The sequence below is a fragment of the Mycobacterium sp. DL592 genome, from assembly GCF_011694515.1.
Taxonomy (GTDB): Bacteria; Actinomycetota; Actinomycetes; order Mycobacteriales; family Mycobacteriaceae; genus Mycobacterium.
On sequence record NZ_CP050192.1, the window covers coordinates 1,313,442 to 1,336,348 of the forward strand.

Consider the following 22,907-nt stretch of genomic DNA (forward strand, 5'->3'; position numbering starts at 1 on the left):
GGCATTCTGGCAGCTGTATTCGCCAGAACGAAATGACCTGGTAATTTGCTGTCATTTCACCAACGCTGCACATGATTCGTGATAGTGCTTGGCGCTCAGCTGCTTTCGCTATGGCCCATGGCGCACCAAATTTCACTGGTCAAGCATCACCGCGCAGGTGGAGCCTGCAGTCCGGGCAACACGTATCGACGCATGTAGCGACGCACCGCCTCGTAGTCGTCGGCGTCCAGGGTGTCGCCGGGCACGGTGCCCAGGCTGATCTGCACCCGGGCCACCCACTCGGCGGCCTCGTCCAGGTCGGTGTCGGGGTGGATCTCGCCGCGCTCGCGCGCACTTTCGAGGTACGGGCGCCAGAAGTGGCCGAGGTCGGGCAACAACCCCTGCACGCCCGCGCCGGCGCAGGCAGCGAACTCGTCGGGCTCCTCGCGCCGCAGCTGCATCACCAGCGCCCCGGGGGTTTCGTGGGCGCTGCGGCCCAGCCGGACGCCGACGGTCAGCTGCTCCTCGAAACCGGGGAGGGCCGCCAGGGTCTGGTTGGACTCGTTCCAGAACGCCTCGTTGAGCCGAACGATCGCCGCCCCCAGCAGTGCCACCTTGTCCGGGTAGTGCCGGTAGAGCCAGCCGCGCGACACACCGGCCGCCTCGGCCACCTCCGACACGGTCGTCGCCCGGATGCCCTTGGCCCGCAGACAGACTTCGGCAGCGTCGATCAGTCGCTCCCGAACCGTCTTGGTGGCGGTCCGGCTGTCCGCGTCGGCGCGTGCGGTCACCCCGGCTTCTCCTTCGGCATGTGTGACGATGTGCTCCGCCATCCTGTCAAACCTGGTCCCGCCGCGTCCGGGACGCGGCAGTAGACAGATTCCTAATCCTGTTTACTCTGAGCTTCTATTGTGACCTGTACCGCGCGCGCAATTGGCGGTAAAGCAACAACCCGACAGGAGTTCCATGGCCGAGACGGTCCAGCAGCTGCTTCGTGAACGCCTCCACGAGACCACCCCCGCGGTCAAGTTCGGCGATCAGGTGTGGACCTGGCAGGCCCATCTCGACGAGGCGTCGCGGCAGGCGGCGGCTCTGATCGCGCTCGCCGACGCCGACCGCCCGCTGCACGTCGGAACCCTGCTGGGCAATACCCCCGCCATGCTCACCGCGATGGCCGCCGCCGGGCTGGGCGGCTACGTGCTCTGCGGGGTCAACAACACCCGCCGCGGCGAGGCGCTGGGACGCGACATCGCCAAAGCCCACTGCCAGATCCTGCTGACCGATGCTGAGCACCGGGGCCTGCTCGACGGTTTCGACCTTGCTGGCGTGCGGGTGCTCGACGTCGACTCCGAGGAATGGCGGCGGTTGCTGGCCGACGCGGGGGAGCTGACTCCGCACCGCGAGGTCACCGCCACCGACACCTTCATGCTGATCTTCACCTCCGGCACCAGCGGCGAGCCCAAGGCCGTCCAGGTGGCCCACATGATGGTGCCGTTCGCCGGCGTGGCACTCGTCGACCGCTTCGAGATCACCGCCTCCGACGTCTGTTACCTGTCGATGCCGCTGTTCCACTCCAACGCGCTGATGGCCGGGTGGGCGGTGGCACTGTCGGCGGGCGCGGCCATGGCGCCGGCCAGCTTCAGCGCCTCCGGTCTGCTCGACGACCTGCGCCGCTACGGCATCACCTACATGAACTACGTCGGCAAGCCGCTGGCCTACGTGCTGGCCACCCCCGAACGTCCCGACGACCACGACAACCCGCTTCGGGTCGCCTTCGGCAACGAGGCCACCGACCGCGACATCGCCGAGTTCGGCAGGCGCTTCGGCTGCACGGTCTGGGACGGCTTCGGTTCCACCGAGGGTGCTGTCATCATCACCCGCGAGGACAACTGTCCGCAGGGGTCGGTCGGCCGCGGATTCCCCGGGGTGGCCATCTACAACTCCGAGACGCTGCAGGAATGCGCGACGGCGGTGTTCGACGAGAACGGGGCGCTGGCCAACGCCGAAGAGGCGATCGGTGAGATCGTCAACACCACCGGCGGTGGCATGTTCGGCGGTTACTACAACGACGCCGGAGCCACCGACGAGCGGCTGCGCCACGGCATGTACTGGTCGGGCGATCTCGGCTACCGCGACGCCGACGGCTGGATCTACCTGGCCGGCCGGACCGCCGACTGGATGCGGGTCGACGGCGAGAACATGGCCGCCGCCCCGATCGAGCGGATCATCCTGCGGCTGCCCGAGATCAGCCAGGCCGTGGTGTACCCGGTGCCCGACGAGCACGTGGGGGACCAGGTGATGGTCGCGCTGCTGCTCGGCGAGCAGGCCAAGCTCACCCCGGAGGCCTTCGGGAACTTCCTCGCCGCCCAGCCCGACCTGTCGCCGAAGGCCTGGCCGCGCCACGTCTGGATCGCCCCCGAGCTGCCGACGACGGCCACCAACAAGGTGCTCAAGCGCGAGCTGATCACCCGCGGTGCCCACCCCGAAGGCGGGCAGCTGTGGACGCGCGCCGCCCGCGAGAAGGTCTACCGTCCGGTCACACCGGAATAGCCCCGGCGATAGCGGCGTTTGGGCAGGTGACGGTCAACCTGGCATACTGGACCGTCGACCACCTCAGGTACCGGTTCACGCCCGCTTACCAGGGAGTTTCCCAAGGGCGACCCGGCGACCTACGAATGAAGAGGACACCATGAAGACAGGCATTCATCCTGCCTACGGCGAGACCACCGTGGTCTGCGGCTGTGGCAACAGCTTCACCACCCGCAGCACCAAGGACGGCGGCCACATCGTGGTCGAGGTCTGCTCGCAGTGCCATCCCTTCTACACCGGCAAGCAGAAGATCCTCGACAGCGGCGGCCGCGTGGCCCGCTTCGAGAAGCGCTACGGCAAGCGCAAGACGAACGAGTCGGCTGACAACTAGCTGCCTTACCGACGCCCGATCTGTCGCGATTATTCAGCGAGAGGCCGGGCGTCGGTCTGCGTTCGGGCACAGATGACTGCGAAGGAGGGTTGAATGGCTCAGCAAGCCGCGATGGCGATAGACACCGTCCTCGCCGAACAAGCCGACCTCGAGCGTCAGCTCTCCGATCCCGAACTGCACGGCGACGCCGGTAATGCCCGCAGGGTCGGGCGCCGCTTCGCCCAGCTGGCCCCGATCGTCGCGACGTACCGCAAGCTCGAAACCGCCCGCGGCGACCTCGAGGCGGCACGCGAACTGGCGGCCGAGGACGCCTCCTTCGCCGCGGAGGTCCCCGATCTGGAAGCCCGCGTCGCCGAACTCGACGCACATCTGACCGACCTGCTCGCCCCCCGCGACCCGCACGACGCCGACGACATCGTCCTGGAGGTCAAATCCGGTGAGGGCGGTGAGGAGTCGGCACTGTTCGCCGCCGACCTCGCCCGGATGTACATCCGCTATGCCGAGCGGCACGGCTGGACGGTGACTGTCCTCGACGAGACCACCAGCGATCTCGGTGGCTACAAGGACGCGACGCTGTCGATCCGCAGCAAGGCCGATACCGCCGACGGCGTGTGGTCCCGGCTGAAGTTCGAAGGTGGCGTGCACCGCGTGCAGCGGGTGCCCGTCACCGAATCGCAGGGCCGGGTGCACACCTCGGCAGCAGGCGTGCTGGTCTACCCCGAGCCCGAGGAAGTCGAGCAGGTCGCGATCGACGAATCCGATCTGCGCATCGACGTCTACCGGTCCTCCGGTAAGGGCGGTCAGGGCGTCAACACCACCGACTCGGCGGTGCGCATCACCCACCTGCCCACCAATATCGTCGTCACCTGCCAGAACGAACGCTCCCAGCTGCAGAACAAGGCCCGCGCCATGCAGGTGCTGGCCGCGCGGTTGCAGGCGCTCGCCGAGGAGCAGGCCCAAGCCGACGCCTCGGCTGATCGCGCCAGCCAGATCCGCACCGTCGACCGCAGCGAGCGGATCCGGACCTACAACTTCCCGGAGAACCGGATCGCCGACCACCGGATCAACTTCAAGGCACACAATCTCGACCAGGTGCTCGACGGCGATATGGACGCCCTGCTGGATGCGCTGGCCGCCGCCGACAAGCAAGCCCGGCTCCAACAGGCCTAAGAGCCCAGACATGACCGGGAACCGAGCCTCAGGCCTGAGGCAGCTGCGGCAGGCCATCAACTCGGCCGCCGCTGCCCTCGCCGAGGCCGGAATCGACTCCGCCAGAACCGATGCCGAGCTGCTGGCCGCCCATGTCGCCGGCGCCGAACGGGGTCGGCTGGCCACCATCGACCCGCCCGGGCCGGACTTCTACCCTCGCTACGACCAGGTGATCTCCGAGCGCAGGCGGCGTATCCCCGTGCAGCACCTCACCGGTACCGCGGCCTTCGGGCCGCTGCAACTTCGGGTCGGTCCCGGTGTGTTCATCCCGCGGCCCGAAACCGAGGCGATGCTGGAATGGGCTGTGGCCCAACGTCTACCGGATGAGCCGGTGATCGTCGACCTGTGCACCGGTTCGGGTGCATTGGCGCTGGCGCTGGCGGCCGCCTGGCCGCGCGCCCGGGTCGTCGCCGTCGACGACGATCCCGGCGCCCTGGAGTACGCCCGGCGCAACGCCGAGGCCACTGCGGTGGACCTCGTGCATGCCGATGTCACCGTGGCCGGGCTGTTGCCCGAGCTGGACGGTACGGTCGACCTCGTGGTGTCCAACCCCCCTTACATCCCTGCCGGGGCGGTGCTGGAACCCGAAGTCGCCGATCACGACCCGGCTCACGCACTGTTCGGCGGCCCCGACGGCATGGCGGTGATCGGCCCCATCGTGGGCCTGGCCGGCCGCTGGTTGCGCGACGGCGGGTTGCTGGCTATCGAACACGACGACACGACATCACAGCAGACGGTTGAAACCATCAGCCGCACTGGACTTTTCACAGCCGTCACGGCGCGCCGTGACTTGGCGGGACGCTCACGCTTTGTGACGGCACGCAGGGGCCGACCCAACATGGAGGACGCACCATGACCCAGGTGTTCGACTGCGCAGACAGCGCCCGGCGCGCCGAAGCCATCTCCGCGGCGGCCGCCGCGGTCAAAAGCGGCCGGCTGGTCGTCATGCCCACCGACACGGTGTACGGCCTCGGCGCCGACGCCTTCGACAGCGACGCCGTTGCCGGTCTGCTGGCCGCCAAAGGGCGCGGTCGTGACATGCCGGTCGGTGTGCTGGTCGGGTCCTGGCACACCATCGAGGGCCTGGTCTACACCGTTCCGCACGCCGCACGTGAGCTGATCCGGGCGTTCTGGCCCGGGGCGCTGAGCCTGGTGGTCCAGCAGGCCCCGTCGCTGCAGTGGGACCTCGGCGATGCGCGCGGCACCGTCATGCTGCGCATGCCGCTGCACCCGGTGGCCATCGAACTGCTTCGCGAAACCGGGCCCATGGCCGTCTCCAGCGCCAACATCTCCGGGCGCCCGCCGGCCACCACGGCCGACGAGGCCCAAAACCAGCTGGGGGACCTGGTCCAGGTGTACCTCGACGCCGGGCCCTCGCAGCAGCAGGCCGCCTCGACCATCGTCGACCTCACCGGCCCGACGCCGCGCATCCTGCGGGAGGGCCCGATCAGTGTCCAGGCCGTCGCCGACGTTCTCGGTGTCGACGCCGCCTCGCTGACCGACTGATCGGCCTGGCGCCGGCCACAGCTTGGTGCAGTACGGTTTTGTGCAAATGTCCAGCGGAACCGAAGTCCTTCTCGCACTGTCGGACCGCGGTGCCGGTGTCCCGCTGCGGGAGTTGGCGCTCGTCGGCCTGACGGCGGCGATCATCACCTATTTCGCCACCGGTTGGGTGCGCGTGCTGGCCACCCGGGCCGGTGCGCTGGCATACCCCCGCGAGCGTGACGTCCACACCCGGCCGACGCCCCGGATGGGCGGGCTGGCGATGTACCTCGGCGTGGTCGCCGCGGTGTTCCTCGCCTCGCAGCTGCCGGCATTGACGCGAGGGTTCATCTACTCCTCGGGCATGCCCGCGGTGGTCGTCGCCGGCGGGCTCATCATGGTCATCGGCCTGATCGACGACCGCTGGGGCCTGGACGCACTGACCAAGTTTGCCGGCCAGATCACCGCTGCCAGCGTGCTCGTCACCATGGGGGTGGCCTGGAGCGTCCTCTACATCCCGTTCGGCGGCGTGGGCACGATCGTGCTCGACCAGGTCTCGTCGATCCTGCTGACGCTGGCGCTCACCGTCTCGATCGTCAATGCGATGAACTTCGTCGACGGGCTCGACGGCCTCGCCGCCGGCCTCGGGCTGATCACCGCCTCGGCCATCTGCATCTTCTCTGTCGGACTGCTGCGTGACCACGGCGGTGATGTGCTGTTCTATCCGCCGGCGGTGATCTCGGTGGTGCTGGCGGGGGCCTGCCTGGGCTTCCTGCCGCACAACTTCTACCGGGCCAAGATCTTCATGGGCGATTCCGGCTCGATGCTGATCGGGTTGATGCTCGCCGCCGCGTCGACGACGGCGGCGGGCCCGATCTCGCAGAGCGCGTACGGCGCCAGGGATGTCTTCGCGTTGTTGTCGCCGTTCCTGTTGGTGGTGGCGGTGATGTTCGTTCCGGCCCTGGACATGTTGCTGGCGATCGTGCGGCGCACCAGGGCGGGGCAGAGCCCGTTCAGCCCCGACAAGATGCACCTGCATCATCGGTTGCTGCAGATCGGCCATTCGCACCGGCGGGTGGTGTTGCTGATCTACCTGTGGGTCGGCATTGTCGCCCTCGGTGCGGCGAGCACGATCTTCTTCGATCCGCGCTACACCGGGGCGGTGATGCTGGCCGCGATCGTAGTGGCCGTGGTCGTCACTTTGATCCCTCTGCTGCGGCGCGGAGACGACGACTACGAGGGTGTTTACGACGCGGAGTAGTAGACGTGTTTAGGCCCGTCTACCATGTGGTACGGTGCTGGCAGAACCCGAAAGAAACCTCGCGGGTTGCCGGCCCCCGGCCCGTCGGATTCACCTCCGATGAGCCGATCTATGACCGACAAAGGGAGCTCCCCTTGGGTGATTCCAGTGCGCCTTTCGCCGTCCGATACGCTCGGCGGGCCACGTAAGAATCGCTCGAACAGCTCTCGACAACGCAAGATTGAGGTGAACCTGTGACGACGCCAGCGCAAGATGCGCCGTTGGTGTTTCCGTCCGTTGCCTTCCGGCCCGTTCGGCTGCTTGCGATCTGCTGCGCTCTGACCATCCTCGCTGTCGGTCTGGCCGCCTTCGCGGGCCACATCATGTACGGCGTGTTCTTCGGTATCGGGCTGGCTCTCGGTCTGCTCAACGCCGTCCTTGTCCAGCGTTCGGTGGAGTCGATCACCGCAGGCGACCATCCGCTCAAGCGCAAGATGGCGCTGAACTCCGCCACCCGGCTGCTGATCATCAGCGCCATCGGCCTGGCGATCGCGTTCTCGTTCCGGCCGACGGGCCTCGGCGTGCTGTTCGGGTTGGCGTTGTTCCAGGTTTTGCTTGTTTTGAGTACTGCGCTACCTGTGTGGAAGAAGATTCGCACGGGTGAAGACAGTGACGTTGTAGCCGCGGGGTCGGGCACCCCCGAAGAAGCATCGAAGGATTGAGCACACCATGAGTGAACGAATCCTGGCCGAGGGCGCCATCGAGGTCGGTCATCACACCACCGCCACCTGGCTCGGAATGACGGTGAACGTCGACACCATCCTGGCCACCGCCGTCGCCGCCGTCATCGTCATCGCGCTGGCGTTCTTCCTGCGGGCCAAGGTCACCTCGACCGGTGTGCCCAGCGGTGTCCAGCTGTTCTGGGAGGCGCTGACCACCCAGATGCGCGGCCAGATCGAGCAGGCCATCGGTATGAAGGTCGCCCCGTTCGTGCTGCCGCTGGCCGTCGCGCTGTTCGTCTTCATCCTCATCGCGAACTGGATCTCGGTGCTGCCGGTGCAGTACGGCACGGCCAACGGGGGGACAGGCGAGTTGCTCAAACCGCCCGCCGCCGACATCAACTTCGTGCTCGCCCTCGCGCTGTTCGTGTTCCTCTGCTACCACGCCGCAGGCATCTGGCGGCGCGGCCTGCTGGGTCACCCGGTCAAGCTGCTCAAGGGTCACGTCGCGTTCCTGGCGCCGATCAACCTGGTCGAGGAAATCGCGAAGCCGATCTCGCTGTCTCTCCGACTTTTCGGCAACATCTTCGCCGGCGGCATCATGGTCGCGCTGATCGCGCTGTTCCCGCCGTACATCATGTGGGCGCCGAACGCCATCTGGAAGACCTTCGACCTCTTCGTCGGCCTCATCCAGGCGTTCATCTTCGCCCTGCTGACAATCCTGTACTTCAGCCAGTCCATGGAACTGGATGAGGAGCACCACTAAATAGACGTGTTCGACCCCCGAACCACCCACAGCCTGGTAGGAGTCCTACCAGCAATCAAGGAGGATAGAGAATGGCAGCAGACCCCCAAATCGTCATGGGCGCCCTCATCGGTGGCGGCCTCATTCTGGGCGGCGGCGCCATCGGCGCCGGCATCGGTGACGGCATCGCCGGCAACGCCCTGATCTCCGGCATCGCCCGCCAGCCTGAGGCCCAGGGCCGCCTGTTCACCCCGTTCTTCATCACCGTTGGTCTGGTGGAGGCGGCGTACTTCATCAACCTGGCGTTCATGGCGTTGTTCGTCTTCGCCACCCCCGGCGCCTCCTAGCCGGCATGGGGGAGCACAGCGTCACCTTGTTGGCGGCTGAGGAAGGCGGCGGCACGTCGAACTTCCTCATCCCCAACGGCACCTTCTTCTTCGTGCTGGCCATCTTCTTGATCGTGCTCGGCGTGATCGGCAAGTTCGTCGTGCCGCCGATCCAGAAGGTGCTCGGTGAGCGCGAGGCGATGGTCGTCAAGACCACCGAGGACAACCGCAAGGCCGCCGAGCAGGAGGCCGCCGCCGACTCCGATTACCAGAAGGAGTTGCAGGCGGCCCGTACCGAGGCGGCGGGTATCCGCGATGAGGCTCGGGCCGAGGGTCGCAAGATCCTCGACGAGATGCGTGGCCGCGCCAGCGAAGAGGCAGCGGGCACGCTTCAGGACGCGTCCGAGCAGCTCAAGCTGCAAAGCGACGCGATCGCGGCGGACCTGAGGTCCTCGGTGGAAAACCTCTCGACAACGCTGGCCAGCCGGGTCCTCGGTGTCGAGGTGTCCACTACGGCGGCGTCGACGGCGTCGGGACGGTAGGAGAATGTCAACCTTCATCGGACAGCTCATCGGCTTCCTGGTCATCGTCTGGATCATCTGGCGCTACGTGGTGCCGCCGGTCCGGACCATGATGGCCAACCAGCGGGAAGCGGTGCGCAACCAGCTCGACGAGAGCGCCGCGGCGGCCGAGCGACTGGCTGATGCCGACAAGCATCACGCCGAGCGGATCGCCGAGGCCAAGGCCGAAGCCAAGCACATCGTCGACGAGGCGCGTGCCGATTCCGTGCGGATCGCCGAACAGCTTCGCGCACAGGCTGACGTCGAGGTCGAGAGGATCAAAGTCCAAGGCGGACAGCAGGTTGCGCTGTTGCGCACCCAGTTGATCCGCCAGCTCCGTTCGGAGCTGGGCGCTGAGTCGATCCGCCGCGCCGGCGATCTGGTGCGTGCGCACATCGCCGACCCGCAGGCCCAGTCGGCGACCATCGACCGCTTCCTCGACGAGCTCGACTCGATGGCACCGGCGGCCTTCACGCCCGAAGTCTCCTCGGATCTGCGCTCGGCAAGCCGGGAAGCGCAGACCGCGGTGGTGGCGAAGTTCGACGCCGTCTCGTCCGGGCTGTCCGGTGACGCGTTGTCGACGTTGTCCGACGAGTTGGCCTCGGTGGCCAGCTTGCTTGTCGCCGAGCCGATCCTGTCTCGTCACCTCGCCGAGGCGACCGGTGAAGTAGAGGCCAAGAAGCAACTGCTTGCGCGTCTGCTGGCAGGCAAGGTCGGCGACACCACGCTGAGCCTGCTCGATTCCGCGGTGTCCGTGCGGTGGTCGCACACCTCCGACCTGGTCGACGCCGTCGAGCATGTCGCGCGGCTGAGCCTGCTGGTGCGCGCGGAGCGCGACAACCAGGCCGACGACGTCGAGGAGCAGCTGTTCCGGTTCAGCCGGATCCTCGACGCACGGCCGCAGCTGACCTCACTGCTCAGCGATTACGCCAAGCCCGCCGAGGCCCGCGCCGACCTGGTCCGAAAGCTCATGAGCCAGGAGCACGGCGCTAACCCCACCGCGACGGCACTGCTGACTCAGACCGTGGGTCTACTTCGCGGCGAACGTGCCGACGAGGCGGTACTGAGGCTTGCTCAGTTGGCGGTCGCCCGCCGCGGCGAGATCGTCGCGCAGGTGAACGCGGCAACCGATCTCAGCGATGCCCAGCGCACCCGCCTCACCCAGGTGCTCACCCGCATCTACAACCACCCAGTTTCGGTGCAGCTGAACATCGATCCCGATGTGCTGGGCGGCCTTTCGGTCGCCGTCGCCGACGAGGTGATCGACGGAACGCTGTCCTCCAGGCTGGCCGCAGCAGTCACCAAGCTGCCCGACTAGCACGAACCACCCCAGACCCAGAACAAAGGCAGGAAGACGAAAAGCCATGGCAGAGTTGACAATCTCGGCTGACGACATCCAGGGCGCCATCCAGGATTACGTCTCTAGCTTCGAGGCGGACACCGGGCGCGAAGAGATCGGCACCGTCATCGATGCGGGCGACGGTATCGCCCACGTCGAGGGCCTGCCCTCGGTGATGACCCAGGAGCTGCTGGAGTTTCCCGGCGGCGTGCTGGGTGTGGCGCTCAACCTCGACGAGCACAGCGTCGGCGCGGTCATCCTCGGTGACTTCGAGAAGATCGAAGAGGGCCAGCAGGTCAAGCGCACCGGCGAGGTGCTCTCGGTGCCCGTCGGCGATGCCTTCCTCGGACGCGTGATCAACCCGCTCGGCCAGCCGATCGACGCCCAGGGCGACATCGAGGCCGAGACCCGGCGCGTGCTCGAGCTGCAGGCGCCCTCGGTGGTGCAGCGTCAGAGCGTCAGCGAGCCGCTGCAGACCGGCATCAAGGCCATCGACGCCATGACGCCCATCGGCCGCGGCCAGCGCCAGCTGATCATCGGCGACCGCAAGACCGGCAAGACCGCCGTCTGCGTCGACACCATCCTCAACCAGCGTGAGGCGTGGGAGACCGGCGATCCCAAGCAGCAGGTGCGCTGCGTCTACGTCGCGATCGGCCAGAAGGGCTCGACCATCGCCAGCGTCAAGCGGGCGCTGGAAGAGGGTGGGGCGATGGAGTACACCACCATCGTCGCCGCCCCGGCATCCGACGCCGCCGGCTTCAAATGGCTGGCCCCCTACACCGGTTCGGCCATCGGCCAGCACTGGATGTACGCCGGCAAGCACGTGCTGATCGTGTTCGACGATCTGACCAAGCAGGCCGAGGCATACCGCGCCATCTCGCTGCTGCTGCGCCGCCCACCGGGCCGCGAGGCCTACCCGGGCGACGTGTTCTACCTGCACTCGCGCCTGCTGGAGCGTTGCGGCAAGCTGTCCGACGAGCTCGGCGGTGGTTCGATGACCGGCCTGCCGATCATCGAGACCAAGGCCAACGACATCTCGGCCTACATCCCCACCAACGTCATCTCGATCACCGACGGCCAGTGCTTCCTGGAGTCCGACCTGTTCAACCAGGGTGTGCGCCCGGCCGTCAACGTCGGTGTGTCGGTGTCGCGCGTGGGTGGCGCAGCCCAGATCAAGGCGATGAAAGAGGTCGCGGGAAGTCTGCGCCTGGACCTGTCGCAGTACCGCGAGCTGGAAGCATTCGCCGCCTTCGCCTCGGATCTGGATGCGGCCTCCAAGGCGCAGCTCGATCGCGGTGTACGCCTGGTGGAGTTGCTCAAGCAGCCGCAGTACAGCCCGCTGGCGGTCGAGGATCAGGTCGTGGCGATCTTCCTCGGCACCAAGGGTCACTTGGATTCCGTTCCGGCCGAAGATGTTTCGCGGTTCGAGTCGGAATTCCTCGAGCACGTCAAGGCCAGCCACGCCGACATCCTGACCGGTATCAAGGAGTCCAAGAAGCTCTCCGAGGAGGCCGAGGAGTCACTGGTTTCGGTGATCAATGACTTCAAGAAGGGCTTCCTGACCTCTGACGGCAGCTCGGTCGTCGTCGAAGACGCTGAGGCGCTCGATCCGGAGGACCTGGAGAAGGAATCGGTCAAGGTCCGCAAGCCGGCGCCCAAGAAGGCCTAGGTAACCAATGGCAGCCACACTGCGCGAACTACGCGGACGTATCAAATCCGCCTCGTCGATCAAGAAGATCACGAAGGCTCAGGAGCTGATCGCCACGTCGCGGATCGCCAAGGCGCAGGCCCGGGTCGATGCGGCCCGGCCCTACGCCGCCCAGATCACCAGCATGCTCACCGAGCTCGCCGGCGCCAGCGCGCTGGATCACCCGCTGCTCGTCGAGCGGCCGGAGCCCAAGCGGGCCGGTGTGCTGGTGGTGTCCTCGGACCGCGGTCTGTGCGGTGGTTACAACGCCAACGTGCTGCGCCGGGCGGAGGAGCTGTTCTCGCTGCTGCGCGACCAGGGTAAGACGCCGGTCGTCTATGTCGTCGGCCGTAAGGCGCTGGGGTACTACAGCTTCCGGCAGCGCAAGGTCATCGAATCGTGGACTGGCTTTTCCGAGCGGCCGACGTACGACGACGCCAAGCGGATCGCCGACACCCTGGTGACGGCCTTCCTGTCCGGCGCCGACGACGACGGTGACGATCCGGGTGCCGACGGCATCCTCGGCGTCGACGAGCTGCACATCGTGTCCACTGAGTTCCGGTCGATGCTCTCGCAGACCGCCCAGGCGCTGCGGATCGCGCCGATGGTCGTCGAGTACGTCGGTGAGGTCGAGACCGGACCGCACACCCTGTACTCGTTCGAGCCGGACGCCGAGACGCTGTTCGACTCGTTGCTGCCCCGCTACATCGCGACACGCGTGTACGCGGCGCTGCTGGAGGCGGCCGCGTCGGAGTCGGCTTCCCGGCGCCGGGCCATGAAGTCGGCGACCGACAACGCCGACGAACTGATCAAGGGGCTCACGCTGGCGGCCAACCGCGAACGCCAGGCCCAGATCACCCAGGAAATCAGCGAAATCGTCGGTGGCGCCAACGCGCTGGCCGACGCGAAATAGTCCACGTAGGGAAGCGAAGAGGAAATGACTGCTACCGCAGAGAAGACCGCCGGACGGGTTGTCCGCATCACCGGGCCCGTGGTCGACGTGGAGTTCCCGCGCGGCTCGGTACCCGAACTGTTCAACGCGCTGCACGCCGACATCTCCTTCGGCGCGCTGGCCAAGACACTGACGCTGGAGGTCGCCCAGCACCTCGGCGACAGCCTGGTGCGCTGCGTCTCGATGCAGCCGACCGACGGCCTGGTCCGCGGCGTGGAGGTCACCGACACCGGCGCCTCCATCTCGGTGCCGGTGGGTGACGGCGTCAAGGGCCACGTGTTCAACGCCCTCGGTGACTGCCTCGACGAGCCCGGCTACGGCAAGGACTTCGACCACTGGTCGATCCACCGCAAGCCCCCGGCCTTCGCCGACCTCGAGCCGCGCACCGAGATGCTCGAGACCGGTCTGAAGGTCGTCGACCTGCTCACCCCGTACGTGCGCGGCGGCAAGATCGCCCTGTTCGGCGGTGCCGGCGTCGGCAAGACCGTCCTGATCCAGGAGATGATCAACCGCATCGCCCGCAACTTCGGTGGCACCTCGGTGTTCGCCGGCGTGGGGGAGCGCACCCGTGAGGGCAACGACCTCTGGGTCGAGCTCGCCGATGCCAACGTGCTCAAGGACACCGCCTTGGTGTTCGGCCAGATGGACGAGCCGCCGGGCACCCGTATGCGCGTCGCCCTCTCGGCGCTGACGATGGCCGAGTACTTCCGCGACGAGCAGGGCCAGGACGTGCTGCTGTTCATCGACAACATCTTCCGGTTCACCCAGGCCGGCTCGGAGGTGTCGACCCTGCTGGGCCGCATGCCTTCCGCGGTGGGTTACCAGCCGACCCTGGCCGACGAGATGGGTGAGCTCCAGGAGCGCATCACCTCGACCCGCGGCCGGTCGATCACCTCGATGCAGGCCGTGTATGTGCCCGCCGACGACTACACCGACCCGGCGCCGGCGACCACGTTCGCCCACCTCGATGCCACCACGGAGCTTTCGCGTGCGGTGTTCTCGAAGGGCATCTTCCCGGCGGTGGATCCGCTGGCGTCGAGCTCGACGATCCTGCACCCCAGCGTCGTCGGCGACGAGCACTACCGCGTTGCCCAGGAAGTCATCCGAATCCTGCAGCGCTACAAGGACCTCCAGGACATCATCGCGATCCTCGGTATCGACGAGCTGTCCGAAGAGGACAAGGTGCTGGTCTACCGGGCGCGCAAGATCGAGCGCTTCCTGAGCCAGAACATGATGGCTGCCGAGCAGTTCACCGGTCAGCCCGGCTCGACGGTCCCGCTCAAGGAGACCATCGAGGCGTTCGACAAGCTGGCCAAGGGCGAGTTCGATCACCTGCCCGAGCAGGCGTTCTTCCTCATCGGTGGCCTCGACGACCTGGCGAAGAAGGCCGAGAGCCTCGGCGCCAAGCTGTGATTCGCCCGACGACGAGCCGAAAGGTGATGTGAGATGGCCGAATTGGACGTCGACATCGTCGCCGTCGAGCGCAAGATCTGGTCGGGTAAGGCGACTTTCGTCTTCACCCGCACCACATCGGGTGAGATCGGCATCCTGCCCCGCCACATCCCGCTGGTCGCCCAGTTGGTCGACGACGCGATGGTTCGGGTCGAGCGTGACGGTGAGGACGATCTGCGGATCGCCGTCGACGGCGGCTACCTGTCGGTGACCGAGACCGGTGTCACCATCCTCGCCGAGTCCGCTGAGTTCGAGTCCGAGATCGACGCCGACGCCGCCAAGGCGGATGCCGCCAGCGACGATCCCGAGACCGCGGCTCGCGGCAGGGCCCGGCTGCGGGCCGTCGGCCAACTCGACTAGACCGGGAACAGCGACCGATGAGCGCGCCGATGATTGTCATGGCCGCGCTCAGCACTGTGCTGTTGCTCGTCGTCGTCGCGCTGAGCTACCGGCTGTGGAAGCTGCGCCAGGGCGGTACCGCGGCGATCCTGCGCGACATTCCCGCGGTCGGCGGCCACGGCTGGCGGCACGGCGTGATCCGCTACCGCGGTGACGAGGCCCGGTTCTATCGGCTGTCGTCGCTGCGTTGGTGGCCGGACCGCAGGCTCGGCCGACCCGGCCTCGAGGTCATTTCCCGGCGCGGGCCGCGCGGCGACGAGTTCGACATCATGACCGAAGAGATCGTGGTACTCGAACTGCACGACATCACCGCCGAACGACGCCGCGGATATGAGATCGCCCTGGACCGGGGCGCGTTGACGGCCTTCCTGTCCTGGGTCGAGTCGCGGCCGTCGCCGCGGTCGCGGCGCCGAGCCGTCTGACCTATGTCTTCTGCGGCCGCTCGGCGTCGGCCCCGCCCGGCTGCCAGAGCACGTCGCCGTCGGGGTTCGCCACCCGCGACAGGATGAACAGCAGATCCGAGAGCCGGTTGAGGTAGCGGGCCGGCAGCGGACTGACCGTGTCGGGGTAGGCCTTCACCGCGATCCAGGCGGACCGCTCAGCGCGTCGTGTCACTGTCCGCGCCACGTGGAGCAGGGCTGAGAGTGCCGTGCCGCCGGGCAGGATGAACGAGTTCAGCGCCGGCAGGTCCTCGTTGTAGTGGTCGCACCACGCTTCGAGGCGATCGATATAGGGCGCGGTGATGCGGAGCGGCGGGTATTCGGGGTTCTCGACGACCGGTGTCGACAGGTCCGCACCGGCGTCGAACAGGTCGTTCTGGATCTGGATCAGGACCTTGCGCAGATCCTCGTCGGGTTGCCCGACAGCCACCGCCACGCCGAGCGCCGCGTTGGCCTCGTCGCAGTCCGCGTAGGCGATCAGGCGCGGATCGCTCTTCTCCACGCGTGAGAAATCACTCAGCCCGGACGTCCCGTCGTCACCGGTACGGGTATAGATGCGGGTCAAGTGGACTGCCATAGCGCAACGGTACCGGCGGCTGTCCCGGCGAACAGCGTTGGCTCCACTAAACTCAGCCCCGTGGGCGAGCGTTTCGTGGTGACCGGCGGCAACCGGCTGTCGGGTGAGGTCGCGGTAGGCGGCGCCAAGAACAGCGTCCTGAAACTGATGGCCGCCAGCCTGCTGGCCGAGGGCACCACGACGATCACCAATTGCCCGGACATTCTCGACGTTCCGCTGATGGCCGAAGTCCTGCGTGGGCTAGGCGCCAACGTCGAGCTCGACGGTTCGGTCGTGCGGATCACCTCGCCTGAGGAGCCCAAGTACGAGGCCGATTTCGCCGCTGTGCGGCAGTTCCGGGCGTCGGTCTGCGTGTTGGGTCCGCTGGTGGGCCGGTGCAAGCGGGCCAGAGTGGCGTTGCCCGGCGGTGACGCGATCGGATCGCGCCCGCTCGACATGCACCAGTCGGGCCTGCGTCAGCTCGGCGCCGAGTGCAACATCGAGCACGGCTGCGTTGTCGCCTCGGCTGACCATCTGCGCGGCGCGGAGATCCAGTTGGAGTTCCCGTCCGTCGGGGCGACCGAGAACATCCTGATGGCCGCGGTCCTCGCTGAGGGCGTGACCACCATCCACAACGCCGCGCGGGAACCCGACGTGGTCGACCTGTGCGAGATGCTCAATCAGATGGGCGCCCAGGTCGAGGGCGCCGGGACCTCGACGTTGACGATCAACGGGGTGCCCAAGCTGTATCCGACCGAGCACCGGGTGATCGGTGACCGGATCGTGGCGGCGACGTGGGGCATCGCTGCCGCGATGACCCGGGGTGACATCTCGGTCACCGGCGTCGATCCCGCCCACCTGCAGTTGGTGTTGCACAAGTTGCACGACACCGGTGCGACGGTCACCCAGAGCGACGACGGGTTCCGCATCGTCCAGTACGACCGCCCGAAGGCCTGCAATGTGGCGACGCTGCCGTTCCCGGGATTCCCGACGGACCTGCAGCCGATGGCGATCGCGCTGGCGGCGATCGCCGATGGAACGTCGATGATCACCGAGAACGTCTTCGAGGCGCGCTTCCGGTTTGTCGAGGAGATGATCCGGCTCGGCGCCGACGCGCGGACTGACGGCCACCACGCGGTGGTGCGGGGTCTTCCGCAGCTGTCGAGCGCGCCGGTGTGGTGCTCCGATATCCGGGCCGGCGCAGGTCTGGTGCTCGCCGGCCTGGTGGCCGACGGCGAGACCGAAGTGCACGACGTGTTCCACATCGACCGTGGTTATCCGCTGTTTGTGGAGAATCTGGCCAGGCTAGGTGCGGAGATCGAAAGAGTCGTGTAGTGTGGGCGGTCGGCCAGCTGCGCTGGGCCCAGGAATGGGATGGCAGCAGCAATTTGACGGCCGACTCTAAGATGAAGTAAGCTGGCAGGGTTGCCTGCTCGCGGGTTTCATCGCGGGTGTGTTGTTTGAGAACTCAATAGTGTGTTTGGTGGTTTTTGTTTGTTGTTTGTTTTTTGCCATGCCTTTAATCCCCCGGTTGGGGTGTGGTGTTTGTGATGCCAGTTTTTGGTGTCTTTTTGTTAGGTCAGGCTTGTTCTGATTCGAATTCACCTGTCTTTGGATGGGTTGTTTTTGTTTGGAGAGTTTGATTCTGGCTCAGGACGAACGCTGGCGGCGTGCTTAACACATGCAAGTCGAACGGTAAGGCCCTTCGGGGTACACGAGTGGCGAACGGGTGAGTAACACGTGGGTGATCTGCCCTGCACTTTGGGATAAGCCTGGGAAACTGGGTCTAATACCGAATACACCCTGCTGGTCGCATGGCCTGGTGGGGGAAAGCTTTTGCGGTGTGGGATGGGCCCGCGGCCTATCAGCTTGTTGGTGGGGTGATGGCCTACCAAGGCGACGACGGGTAGCCGGCCTGAGAGGGTGTCCGGCCACACTGGGACTGAGATACGGCCCAGACTCCTACGGGAGGCAGCAGTGGGGAATATTGCACAATGGGCGCAAGCCTGATGCAGCGACGCCGCGTGAGGGATGACGGCCTTCGGGTTGTAAACCTCTTTCAATAGGGACGAAGCGTAAGTGACGGTACCTATAGAAGAAGCACCGGCCAACTACGTGCCAGCAGCCGCGGTAATACGTAGGGTGCGAGCGTTGTCCGGAATTACTGGGCGTAAAGAGCTCGTAGGTGGTTTGTCGCGTTGTTCGTGAAAACTCACAGCTTAACTGTGGGCGTGCGGGCGATACGGGCAGACTGGAGTACTGCAGGGGAGACTGGAATTCCTGGTGTAGCGGTGGAATGCGCAGATATCAGGAGGAACACCGGTGGCGAAGGCGGGTCTCTGGGCAGTAACTGACGCTGAGGAGCGAAAGCGTGGGGAGCGAACAGGATTAGATACCCTGGTAGTCCACGCCGTAAACGGTGGGTACTAGGTGTGGGTTTCCTTCCTTGGGATCCGTGCCGTAGCTAACGCATTAAGTACCCCGCCTGGGGAGTACGGCCGCAAGGCTAAAACTCAAAGAAATTGACGGGGGCCCGCACAAGCGGCGGAGCATGTGGATTAATTCGATGCAACGCGAAGAACCTTACCTGGGTTTGACATGCACAGGACGCCGGCAGAGATGTCGGTTCCCTTGTGGCCTGTGTGCAGGTGGTGCATGGCTGTCGTCAGCTCGTGTCGTGAGATGTTGGGTTAAGTCCCGCAACGAGCGCAACCCTTGTCTCATGTTGCCAGCACGTAATGGTGGGGACTCGTGAGAGACTGCCGGGGTCAACTCGGAGGAAGGTGGGGATGACGTCAAGTCATCATGCCCCTTATGTCCAGGGCTTCACACATGCTACAATGGCCGGTACAAAGGGCTGCGATGCCGTGAGGTGGAGCGAATCCTTTCAAAGCCGGTCTCAGTTCGGATCGGGGTCTGCAACTCGACCCCGTGAAGTCGGAGTCGCTAGTAATCGCAGATCAGCAACGCTGCGGTGAATACGTTCCCGGGCCTTGTACACACCGCCCGTCACGTCATGAAAGTCGGTAACACCCGAAGCCGGTGGCCTAACCCGTAAGGGAGGGAGCCGTCGAAGGTGGGATCGGCGATTGGGACGAAGTCGTAACAAGGTAGCCGTACCGGAAGGTGCGGCTGGATCACCTCCTTTCTAAGGAGCACCACGAGACTGCGCCCCGCCCACATCGTGTGGGGGTTCGGTGAGTGCAGCGATTCGTTGGATGGGCCTGGCCTGTAGTGGGTTTCAGGTTCTGGTGCACGACAAGCAAAGTAGCCGGGACGGGGAGTTCTCTTCGGGGGATGTTCCTGGTGCTGCCAAACACACTGTTGGGCTTTGAGACAACAAGCCTGTGCCCCGGTTGCGGGGTGGCTCTGCGTTGGCGGGGTCGGAGTGTTGTTGCCTCACTTTGGTGGTGGGGTGTGGTGTTTGATTTGTGGATAGTGGTTGCGAGCATCTAGCACGCACGAATGTATGGCGCCGGCCTCTTTGGGGGACGGTGTTGTTGGTGTGTGTTGATGTGCAATTTTTCCTAATCTCATTTTTGGTTTTATGTTTGTAAGTGTTTAAGGGCGCATGGTGGATGCCTTGGCACTGGGAGCCGATGAAGGACGTGGGAGGCTGCGAAATGCCTCGGGGAGCTGTCAACCGAGCGTTGATCCGAGGATGTCCGAATGGGGAAACCCGGCACGAGTGATGTCGTGTCACCCAACGCTGAATATATAGGCGTTGGGGGGGAACGCGGGGAAGTGAAACATCTCAGTACCCGTAGGAAGAGAAAACAATTGTGATTCCGTGAGTAGTGGCGAGCGAAAGCGGAGGATGGCTAAACCGTGCATATGTGATACCCGGCAGGGGTTGTGTGTGCGGTGTTGTGGGGCCTATCTTCTCAGATCTGCCGGTCTGGGCTGCAGTGAGAAAAGAATGTGTTAGTCGAAGTGGCCTGGGATGGTCTGCCGTAGTGGGTGAGAGCCCCGTAGGCGAAAACATGTTCTCTGTAGTGGTAGGTACCCGAGTAGCAGCGGGCCCGTGAAATCTGCTGTGAATCTGCCGGGACCACCCGGTAAGCCTGAATACTTCCCAGTGACCGATAGCGGATTAGTACCGTGAGGGAATGGTGAAAAGTACCCCGGGAGGGGAGTGAAATAGTACCTGAAACCGTGTGCCTACAATCCGTCAGAGCCCTCGACTTGTCGTGGGGTGATGGCGTGCCTTTTGAAGAATGAGCCTGCGAGTCAGGGACATGTCGCGAGGTTAACCCGGGTGGGGTAGCCGTAGCGAAAGCGAGTCTGAATAGGGCGTATCCACACAACAGTGTGTGGTGTAGTGGTGTGTTCTGGACCCGAAGCGGAGTGATCTACCCATGGCCAGGGTGAAGCGCGGGTAAGACCGCGTGGAGGCCCGAACCCACTTAGGTTGAAGACTGAGGGGATGAGTTGTGGGTAGGGGTGAAAGGCCAATCAAACTCCGTGATAGCTGGTTCTCCCCGAAATGCATTTAGGTGCAGCGTCGCGTGTTTCTTACCGGAGGTAGAGCTACTGGATGGCCGATGGGCCCCACAGGGTTACTGACGTCAGCCAAACTCCGAATGCCGGTAAGTCCAAGAGCGCGGCAGTGAGACGGCGGGGGATAAGCTCCGTGCGTCGAGAGGGAAACAGCCCAGATCGCCGGCTAAGGCCCCTAAGCGTGTGCTAAGTGGAAAAGGATGTGCAGTCGCAGAGACAACCAGGAGGTTGGCTTAGAAGCAGCCACCCTTGAAAGAGTGCGTAATAGCTCACTGGTCAAGTGATTGTGCGCCGATAATGTAGCGGGGCTCAAGCACACCGCCGAAGCCGCGGCAACGTACTTTGTGCGTTGGGTAGGGGAGCGTCCTGCATCCGGTGAAGCCGCAGAGTGATCTAGTGGTGGAGGGTGTGGGAGTGAGAATGCAGGCATGAGTAGCGATAAGGCAAGTGAGAACCTTGCCCGCCGAAAGACCAAGGGTTCCTGGGCCAGGCCAGTCCTCCCAGGGTGAGTCGGGACCTAAGGCGAGGCCGACAGGCGTAGTCGATGGACAACGGGTTGATATTCCCGTACCCGTGTGTGGGCGCCCCTGATGAATCAGAGGTACTAACCACCCAAATGGTGCTAGACCGATCCCTTCGGGGAAAGGCGTGTACCGGCTGCGTGGGACCTTCTTTGGTAGTAGTCAAGCGATGGGGTGACGCAGGAAGGTAGCCGTACCAGTCAGTGGTAATACTGGGGCAAGCCTGTAGGGCGACATCTAGGCAAATCCGGATGTCATGTGCCTGAGAGGTGATGCATAGCCGAGTGAGGCGAATTCGGTGATCCTCAGCTGCCGAGAAAAGCCTCTAGCGAGCACACACACGGCCCGTACCCCAAACCGACACAGGTGGTCAGGTAGAGAATACCGAGGCGTACGAGTGAACTATGGTTAAGGAACTCGGCAAAATACCCCCGTAACTTCGGGAGAAGGGGGACCTCCTACTGTCATGGCCTTCGCGGCCGGCAGCGGTGGGGGGTGGCACAAACCAGTGAGAAGCGACTGTTTACTAAAAACACAGGTCCGTGCGAAGTCGCAAGACGATGTATACGGACTGACGCCTGCCCGGTGCTGGAAGGTTAAGAGGACCCGTTAACCCTTCGGGGTGAAGCGGAGAATTTAAGCCCCAGTAAACGGCGGTGGTAACTATAACCATCCTAAGGTAGCGAAATTCCTTGTCGGGTAAGTTCCGACCTGCACGAATGGCGTAACGACTTCTCAACTGTCTCAACCATAGACTCGGCGAAATTGCACTACGAGTAAAGATGCTCGTTACGCGCGGCAGGACGAAAAGACCCCGGGACCTTCACTATAGCTTGGTATTGGCGTTCGATACGGTTTGTGTAGGATAGGTGGGAGACTGTGAAACTCACACGCCAGTGTGGGTGGAGTCGTTGTTGAAATACCACTCTGATCGTATTGGACTTCTAACTTCGAACCGTATATCCGGTTCAGGGACAGTGCCTGGTGGGTAGTTTAACTGGGGCGGTTGCCTCCTAAAATGTAACGGAGGCGCCCAAAGGTTCCCTCAACCTGGACGGCAATCAGGTGTTGAGTGCAAGTGCACAAGGGAGCTTGACTGCGAGACGGACATGTCAAGCAGGGACGAAAGTCGGGACTAGTGATCCGGCACCCCCGAGTGGAAGGGGTGTCGCTCAACGGATAAAAGGTACCCCGGGGATAACAGGCTGATCTTCCCCAAGAGTCCATATCGACGGGATGGTTTGGCACCTCGATGTCGGCTCGTCGCATCCTGGGGCTGGAGCAGGTCCCAAGGGTTGGGCTGTTCGCCCATTAAAGCGGCACGCGAGCTGGGTTTAGAACGTCGTGAGACAGTTCGGTCTCTATCCGCCGCGCGCGTCAGAAGCTTGAGGAAAGCTGTCCCTAGTACGAGAGGACCGGGACGGACGAACCTCTGGTCCACCAGTTGTCCCACCAGGGGCACCGCTGGATAGCCACGTTCGGACAGGATAACCGCTGAAAGCATCTAAGCGGGAAACCTTCTCCAAGACCAGGCTTCTCACCCATCAAGTGGGATAAGGCCCCCCGCAGACCACGGGATCGATAGACCAGACCTGAAAGCGCAGCAATGCGTGCAGGGAACTGGCACTAACCGGCCGAAAACTTACAACAACCCAACAAAACCACGGTGTTGTAGGACACATTGCCTCGCAACCACAACCACACACATCACTGCACCCCACCACCAAAACACAATTTTCACACTCACAAACGAGTGAATAAAGTTACGGCGGCCATAGCGGCAGGGAAACGCCCGGACCCATCCCGAACCCGGAAGCTAAGCCTGCCAGCGCCGATGATACTACCCAACCCGGGTGGAAAAGTAGGACACCGCCGAACACA

Annotated in this window: 19 protein-coding genes and 3 rRNA genes; 20 read left to right on the plus strand and 2 right to left on the minus strand. The window is 64.6% G+C overall.

All coding sequences use genetic code 11. The annotated features are described in order from the left end of the window. Positions 1-146 precede the first annotated feature (146 nt). On the minus strand, positions 147-812 hold the full coding sequence (locus HBE64_RS06380; protein ID WP_167099259.1) for a TetR/AcrR family transcriptional regulator: 666 nt from the start codon (positions 810-812) through the stop codon (positions 147-149). A gap of 133 nt (positions 813-945) precedes the next feature. Between HBE64_RS06380 and fadD1 the strand changes: the two genes are divergently transcribed. The 16 genes from fadD1 to HBE64_RS06460 all read left to right on the plus strand — a co-directional run bounded on the left by fadD1 (position 946) and on the right by HBE64_RS06460 (position 15,431). Beyond that, positions 946-2,529: a fatty-acid--CoA ligase FadD1 gene (gene fadD1 / locus HBE64_RS06385; RefSeq protein ID WP_167099262.1), complete on the plus strand. Its 1,584-nt coding sequence runs from the start codon at positions 946-948 to the stop codon at positions 2,527-2,529. Positions 2,530-2,668: 139 nt separating this feature from the next. Further along, on the plus strand, positions 2,669-2,899 hold the full coding sequence (gene rpmE, locus HBE64_RS06390) for a 50S ribosomal protein L31 (protein WP_167099265.1): 231 nt from the start codon (positions 2,669-2,671) through the stop codon (positions 2,897-2,899). Between the two features lie 111 nt (positions 2,900-3,010). After that, positions 3,011-4,069, plus strand: a complete 1,059-nt coding sequence (gene prfA / locus HBE64_RS06395; RefSeq protein ID WP_208300655.1) for a peptide chain release factor 1 — start codon at positions 3,011-3,013, stop codon at positions 4,067-4,069. Between the two features lie 34 nt (positions 4,070-4,103). Then, a complete protein-coding gene (gene prmC, locus HBE64_RS06400) occupies positions 4,104-4,964 on the plus strand; it encodes a peptide chain release factor N(5)-glutamine methyltransferase (RefSeq protein WP_371744170.1) in 861 nt (286 codons plus the stop codon). After that, positions 4,961-5,614: an L-threonylcarbamoyladenylate synthase gene (locus HBE64_RS06405; RefSeq protein ID WP_167099274.1), complete on the plus strand. Its 654-nt coding sequence runs from the start codon at positions 4,961-4,963 to the stop codon at positions 5,612-5,614. The genes prmC and HBE64_RS06405 overlap by 4 nt, the downstream gene beginning before the upstream one ends. Before the next feature lie 46 nt (positions 5,615-5,660). Continuing rightward, entirely contained in the window at positions 5,661-6,851 is a 1,191-nt protein-coding gene (locus HBE64_RS06410) for a glycosyltransferase family 4 protein (protein ID WP_167099278.1), read from the plus strand. A gap of 233 nt (positions 6,852-7,084) precedes the next feature. Next, entirely contained in the window at positions 7,085-7,552 is a 468-nt protein-coding gene (locus HBE64_RS06415) for an ATP synthase subunit I (protein WP_167099281.1), read from the plus strand. A gap of 7 nt (positions 7,553-7,559) precedes the next feature. Further along, the gene (gene atpB, locus HBE64_RS06420; protein WP_167099284.1) at positions 7,560-8,315 is read left to right on the plus strand and encodes a F0F1 ATP synthase subunit A; all 756 of its coding nucleotides are present in this window, start codon (positions 7,560-7,562) and stop codon (positions 8,313-8,315) included. Positions 8,316-8,386: 71 nt separating this feature from the next. Next, positions 8,387-8,641, plus strand: coding sequence for a F0F1 ATP synthase subunit C (locus tag HBE64_RS06425; protein WP_149441870.1), 255 nt, complete (start codon positions 8,387-8,389; stop codon positions 8,639-8,641). 5 nt (positions 8,642-8,646) lie between these two features. Continuing rightward, on the plus strand, positions 8,647-9,162 hold the full coding sequence (locus HBE64_RS06430) for a F0F1 ATP synthase subunit B (RefSeq protein WP_167099287.1): 516 nt from the start codon (positions 8,647-8,649) through the stop codon (positions 9,160-9,162). 4 nt (positions 9,163-9,166) lie between these two features. After that, complete coding sequence (locus HBE64_RS06435) at positions 9,167-10,498, plus strand: F0F1 ATP synthase subunit B/delta (protein ID WP_167099290.1); 1,332 nt, start codon at positions 9,167-9,169, stop codon at positions 10,496-10,498. Between the two features lie 46 nt (positions 10,499-10,544). Continuing rightward, positions 10,545-12,188, plus strand: coding sequence for a F0F1 ATP synthase subunit alpha (gene atpA / locus HBE64_RS06440; RefSeq protein ID WP_167099293.1), 1,644 nt, complete (start codon positions 10,545-10,547; stop codon positions 12,186-12,188). 7 nt (positions 12,189-12,195) lie between these two features. Further along, positions 12,196-13,119, plus strand: a complete 924-nt coding sequence (locus tag HBE64_RS06445) for a F0F1 ATP synthase subunit gamma (protein ID WP_167099296.1) — start codon at positions 12,196-12,198, stop codon at positions 13,117-13,119. A 24-nt stretch (positions 13,120-13,143) separates the two neighbouring features. Further along, the gene (atpD, locus tag HBE64_RS06450) at positions 13,144-14,571 is read left to right on the plus strand and encodes a F0F1 ATP synthase subunit beta (RefSeq protein ID WP_167099299.1); all 1,428 of its coding nucleotides are present in this window, start codon (positions 13,144-13,146) and stop codon (positions 14,569-14,571) included. A 33-nt stretch (positions 14,572-14,604) separates the two neighbouring features. Continuing rightward, positions 14,605-14,970, plus strand: coding sequence for a F0F1 ATP synthase subunit epsilon (locus tag HBE64_RS06455; protein ID WP_167099302.1), 366 nt, complete (start codon positions 14,605-14,607; stop codon positions 14,968-14,970). A gap of 17 nt (positions 14,971-14,987) precedes the next feature. After that, the gene (locus HBE64_RS06460) at positions 14,988-15,431 is read left to right on the plus strand and encodes a DUF2550 domain-containing protein (protein WP_167099307.1); all 444 of its coding nucleotides are present in this window, start codon (positions 14,988-14,990) and stop codon (positions 15,429-15,431) included. Position 15,432: 1 nt separating this feature from the next. Here the strand turns inward: HBE64_RS06460 and HBE64_RS06465 are convergent, their stop codons facing one another. Beyond that, a complete protein-coding gene (locus tag HBE64_RS06465; protein WP_167099310.1) occupies positions 15,433-16,026 on the minus strand; it encodes a cob(I)yrinic acid a,c-diamide adenosyltransferase in 594 nt (197 codons plus the stop codon). 60 nt (positions 16,027-16,086) lie between these two features. On the opposite strand from HBE64_RS06465, the gene murA reads away from it, so the two are divergent. From murA to rrf, 4 genes are all read left to right on the plus strand, one after another. Beyond that, positions 16,087-17,340 carry a UDP-N-acetylglucosamine 1-carboxyvinyltransferase gene (gene murA, locus HBE64_RS06470; protein WP_167099313.1) on the plus strand — a complete coding sequence of 418 codons (1,254 nt, stop codon included), beginning with the start codon at positions 16,087-16,089 and terminating at the stop codon, positions 17,338-17,340. Between the two features lie 292 nt (positions 17,341-17,632). Beyond that, a 16S ribosomal RNA gene (locus HBE64_RS06475) occupies positions 17,633-19,153 on the plus strand. Between the two features lie 403 nt (positions 19,154-19,556). Further along, positions 19,557-22,676, plus strand: a 23S ribosomal RNA gene (locus tag HBE64_RS06480). A gap of 114 nt (positions 22,677-22,790) precedes the next feature. Then, positions 22,791-22,904 (plus strand): 5S ribosomal RNA (rrf, locus tag HBE64_RS06485). Together the 16S, 23S and 5S rRNA genes form the textbook arrangement of a ribosomal RNA operon. Positions 22,905-22,907: the final 3 nt, after the last annotated feature.

Bases quoted from the DNA above. Each gene is read 5' to 3' on its own strand.
- rpmE (WP_167099265.1), top strand. From the start codon at position 2,669: ATGAAGACAGGCATTCATCCTGCCTACGGCGAGACCACCGTGGTCTGC.
- HBE64_RS06465 (WP_167099310.1), bottom strand. From the start codon at position 16,026: ATGGCAGTCCACTTGACCCGCATCTATACCCGTACCGGTGACGACGGG.
- fadD1 (WP_167099262.1), top strand. From the start codon at position 946: ATGGCCGAGACGGTCCAGCAGCTGCTTCGTGAACGCCTCCACGAGACC.
- atpA (WP_167099293.1), top strand. From the start codon at position 10,545: ATGGCAGAGTTGACAATCTCGGCTGACGACATCCAGGGCGCCATCCAG.
- atpB (WP_167099284.1), top strand. From the start codon at position 7,560: ATGAGTGAACGAATCCTGGCCGAGGGCGCCATCGAGGTCGGTCATCAC.
- prfA (WP_208300655.1), top strand. From the start codon at position 3,011: ATGGCGATAGACACCGTCCTCGCCGAACAAGCCGACCTCGAGCGTCAG.
- HBE64_RS06380 (WP_167099259.1), bottom strand. From the start codon at position 812: ATGGCGGAGCACATCGTCACACATGCCGAAGGAGAAGCCGGGGTGACC.
- HBE64_RS06430 (WP_167099287.1), top strand. From the start codon at position 8,647: ATGGGGGAGCACAGCGTCACCTTGTTGGCGGCTGAGGAAGGCGGCGGC.
- HBE64_RS06455 (WP_167099302.1), top strand. From the start codon at position 14,605: ATGGCCGAATTGGACGTCGACATCGTCGCCGTCGAGCGCAAGATCTGG.
- HBE64_RS06435 (WP_167099290.1), top strand. From the start codon at position 9,167: ATGTCAACCTTCATCGGACAGCTCATCGGCTTCCTGGTCATCGTCTGG.
- HBE64_RS06445 (WP_167099296.1), top strand. From the start codon at position 12,196: ATGGCAGCCACACTGCGCGAACTACGCGGACGTATCAAATCCGCCTCG.
- HBE64_RS06425 (WP_149441870.1), top strand. From the start codon at position 8,387: ATGGCAGCAGACCCCCAAATCGTCATGGGCGCCCTCATCGGTGGCGGC.
- HBE64_RS06460 (WP_167099307.1), top strand. From the start codon at position 14,988: ATGAGCGCGCCGATGATTGTCATGGCCGCGCTCAGCACTGTGCTGTTG.
- atpD (WP_167099299.1), top strand. From the start codon at position 13,144: ATGACTGCTACCGCAGAGAAGACCGCCGGACGGGTTGTCCGCATCACC.
- HBE64_RS06405 (WP_167099274.1), top strand. From the start codon at position 4,961: ATGACCCAGGTGTTCGACTGCGCAGACAGCGCCCGGCGCGCCGAAGCC.
- HBE64_RS06410 (WP_167099278.1), top strand. From the start codon at position 5,661: ATGTCCAGCGGAACCGAAGTCCTTCTCGCACTGTCGGACCGCGGTGCC.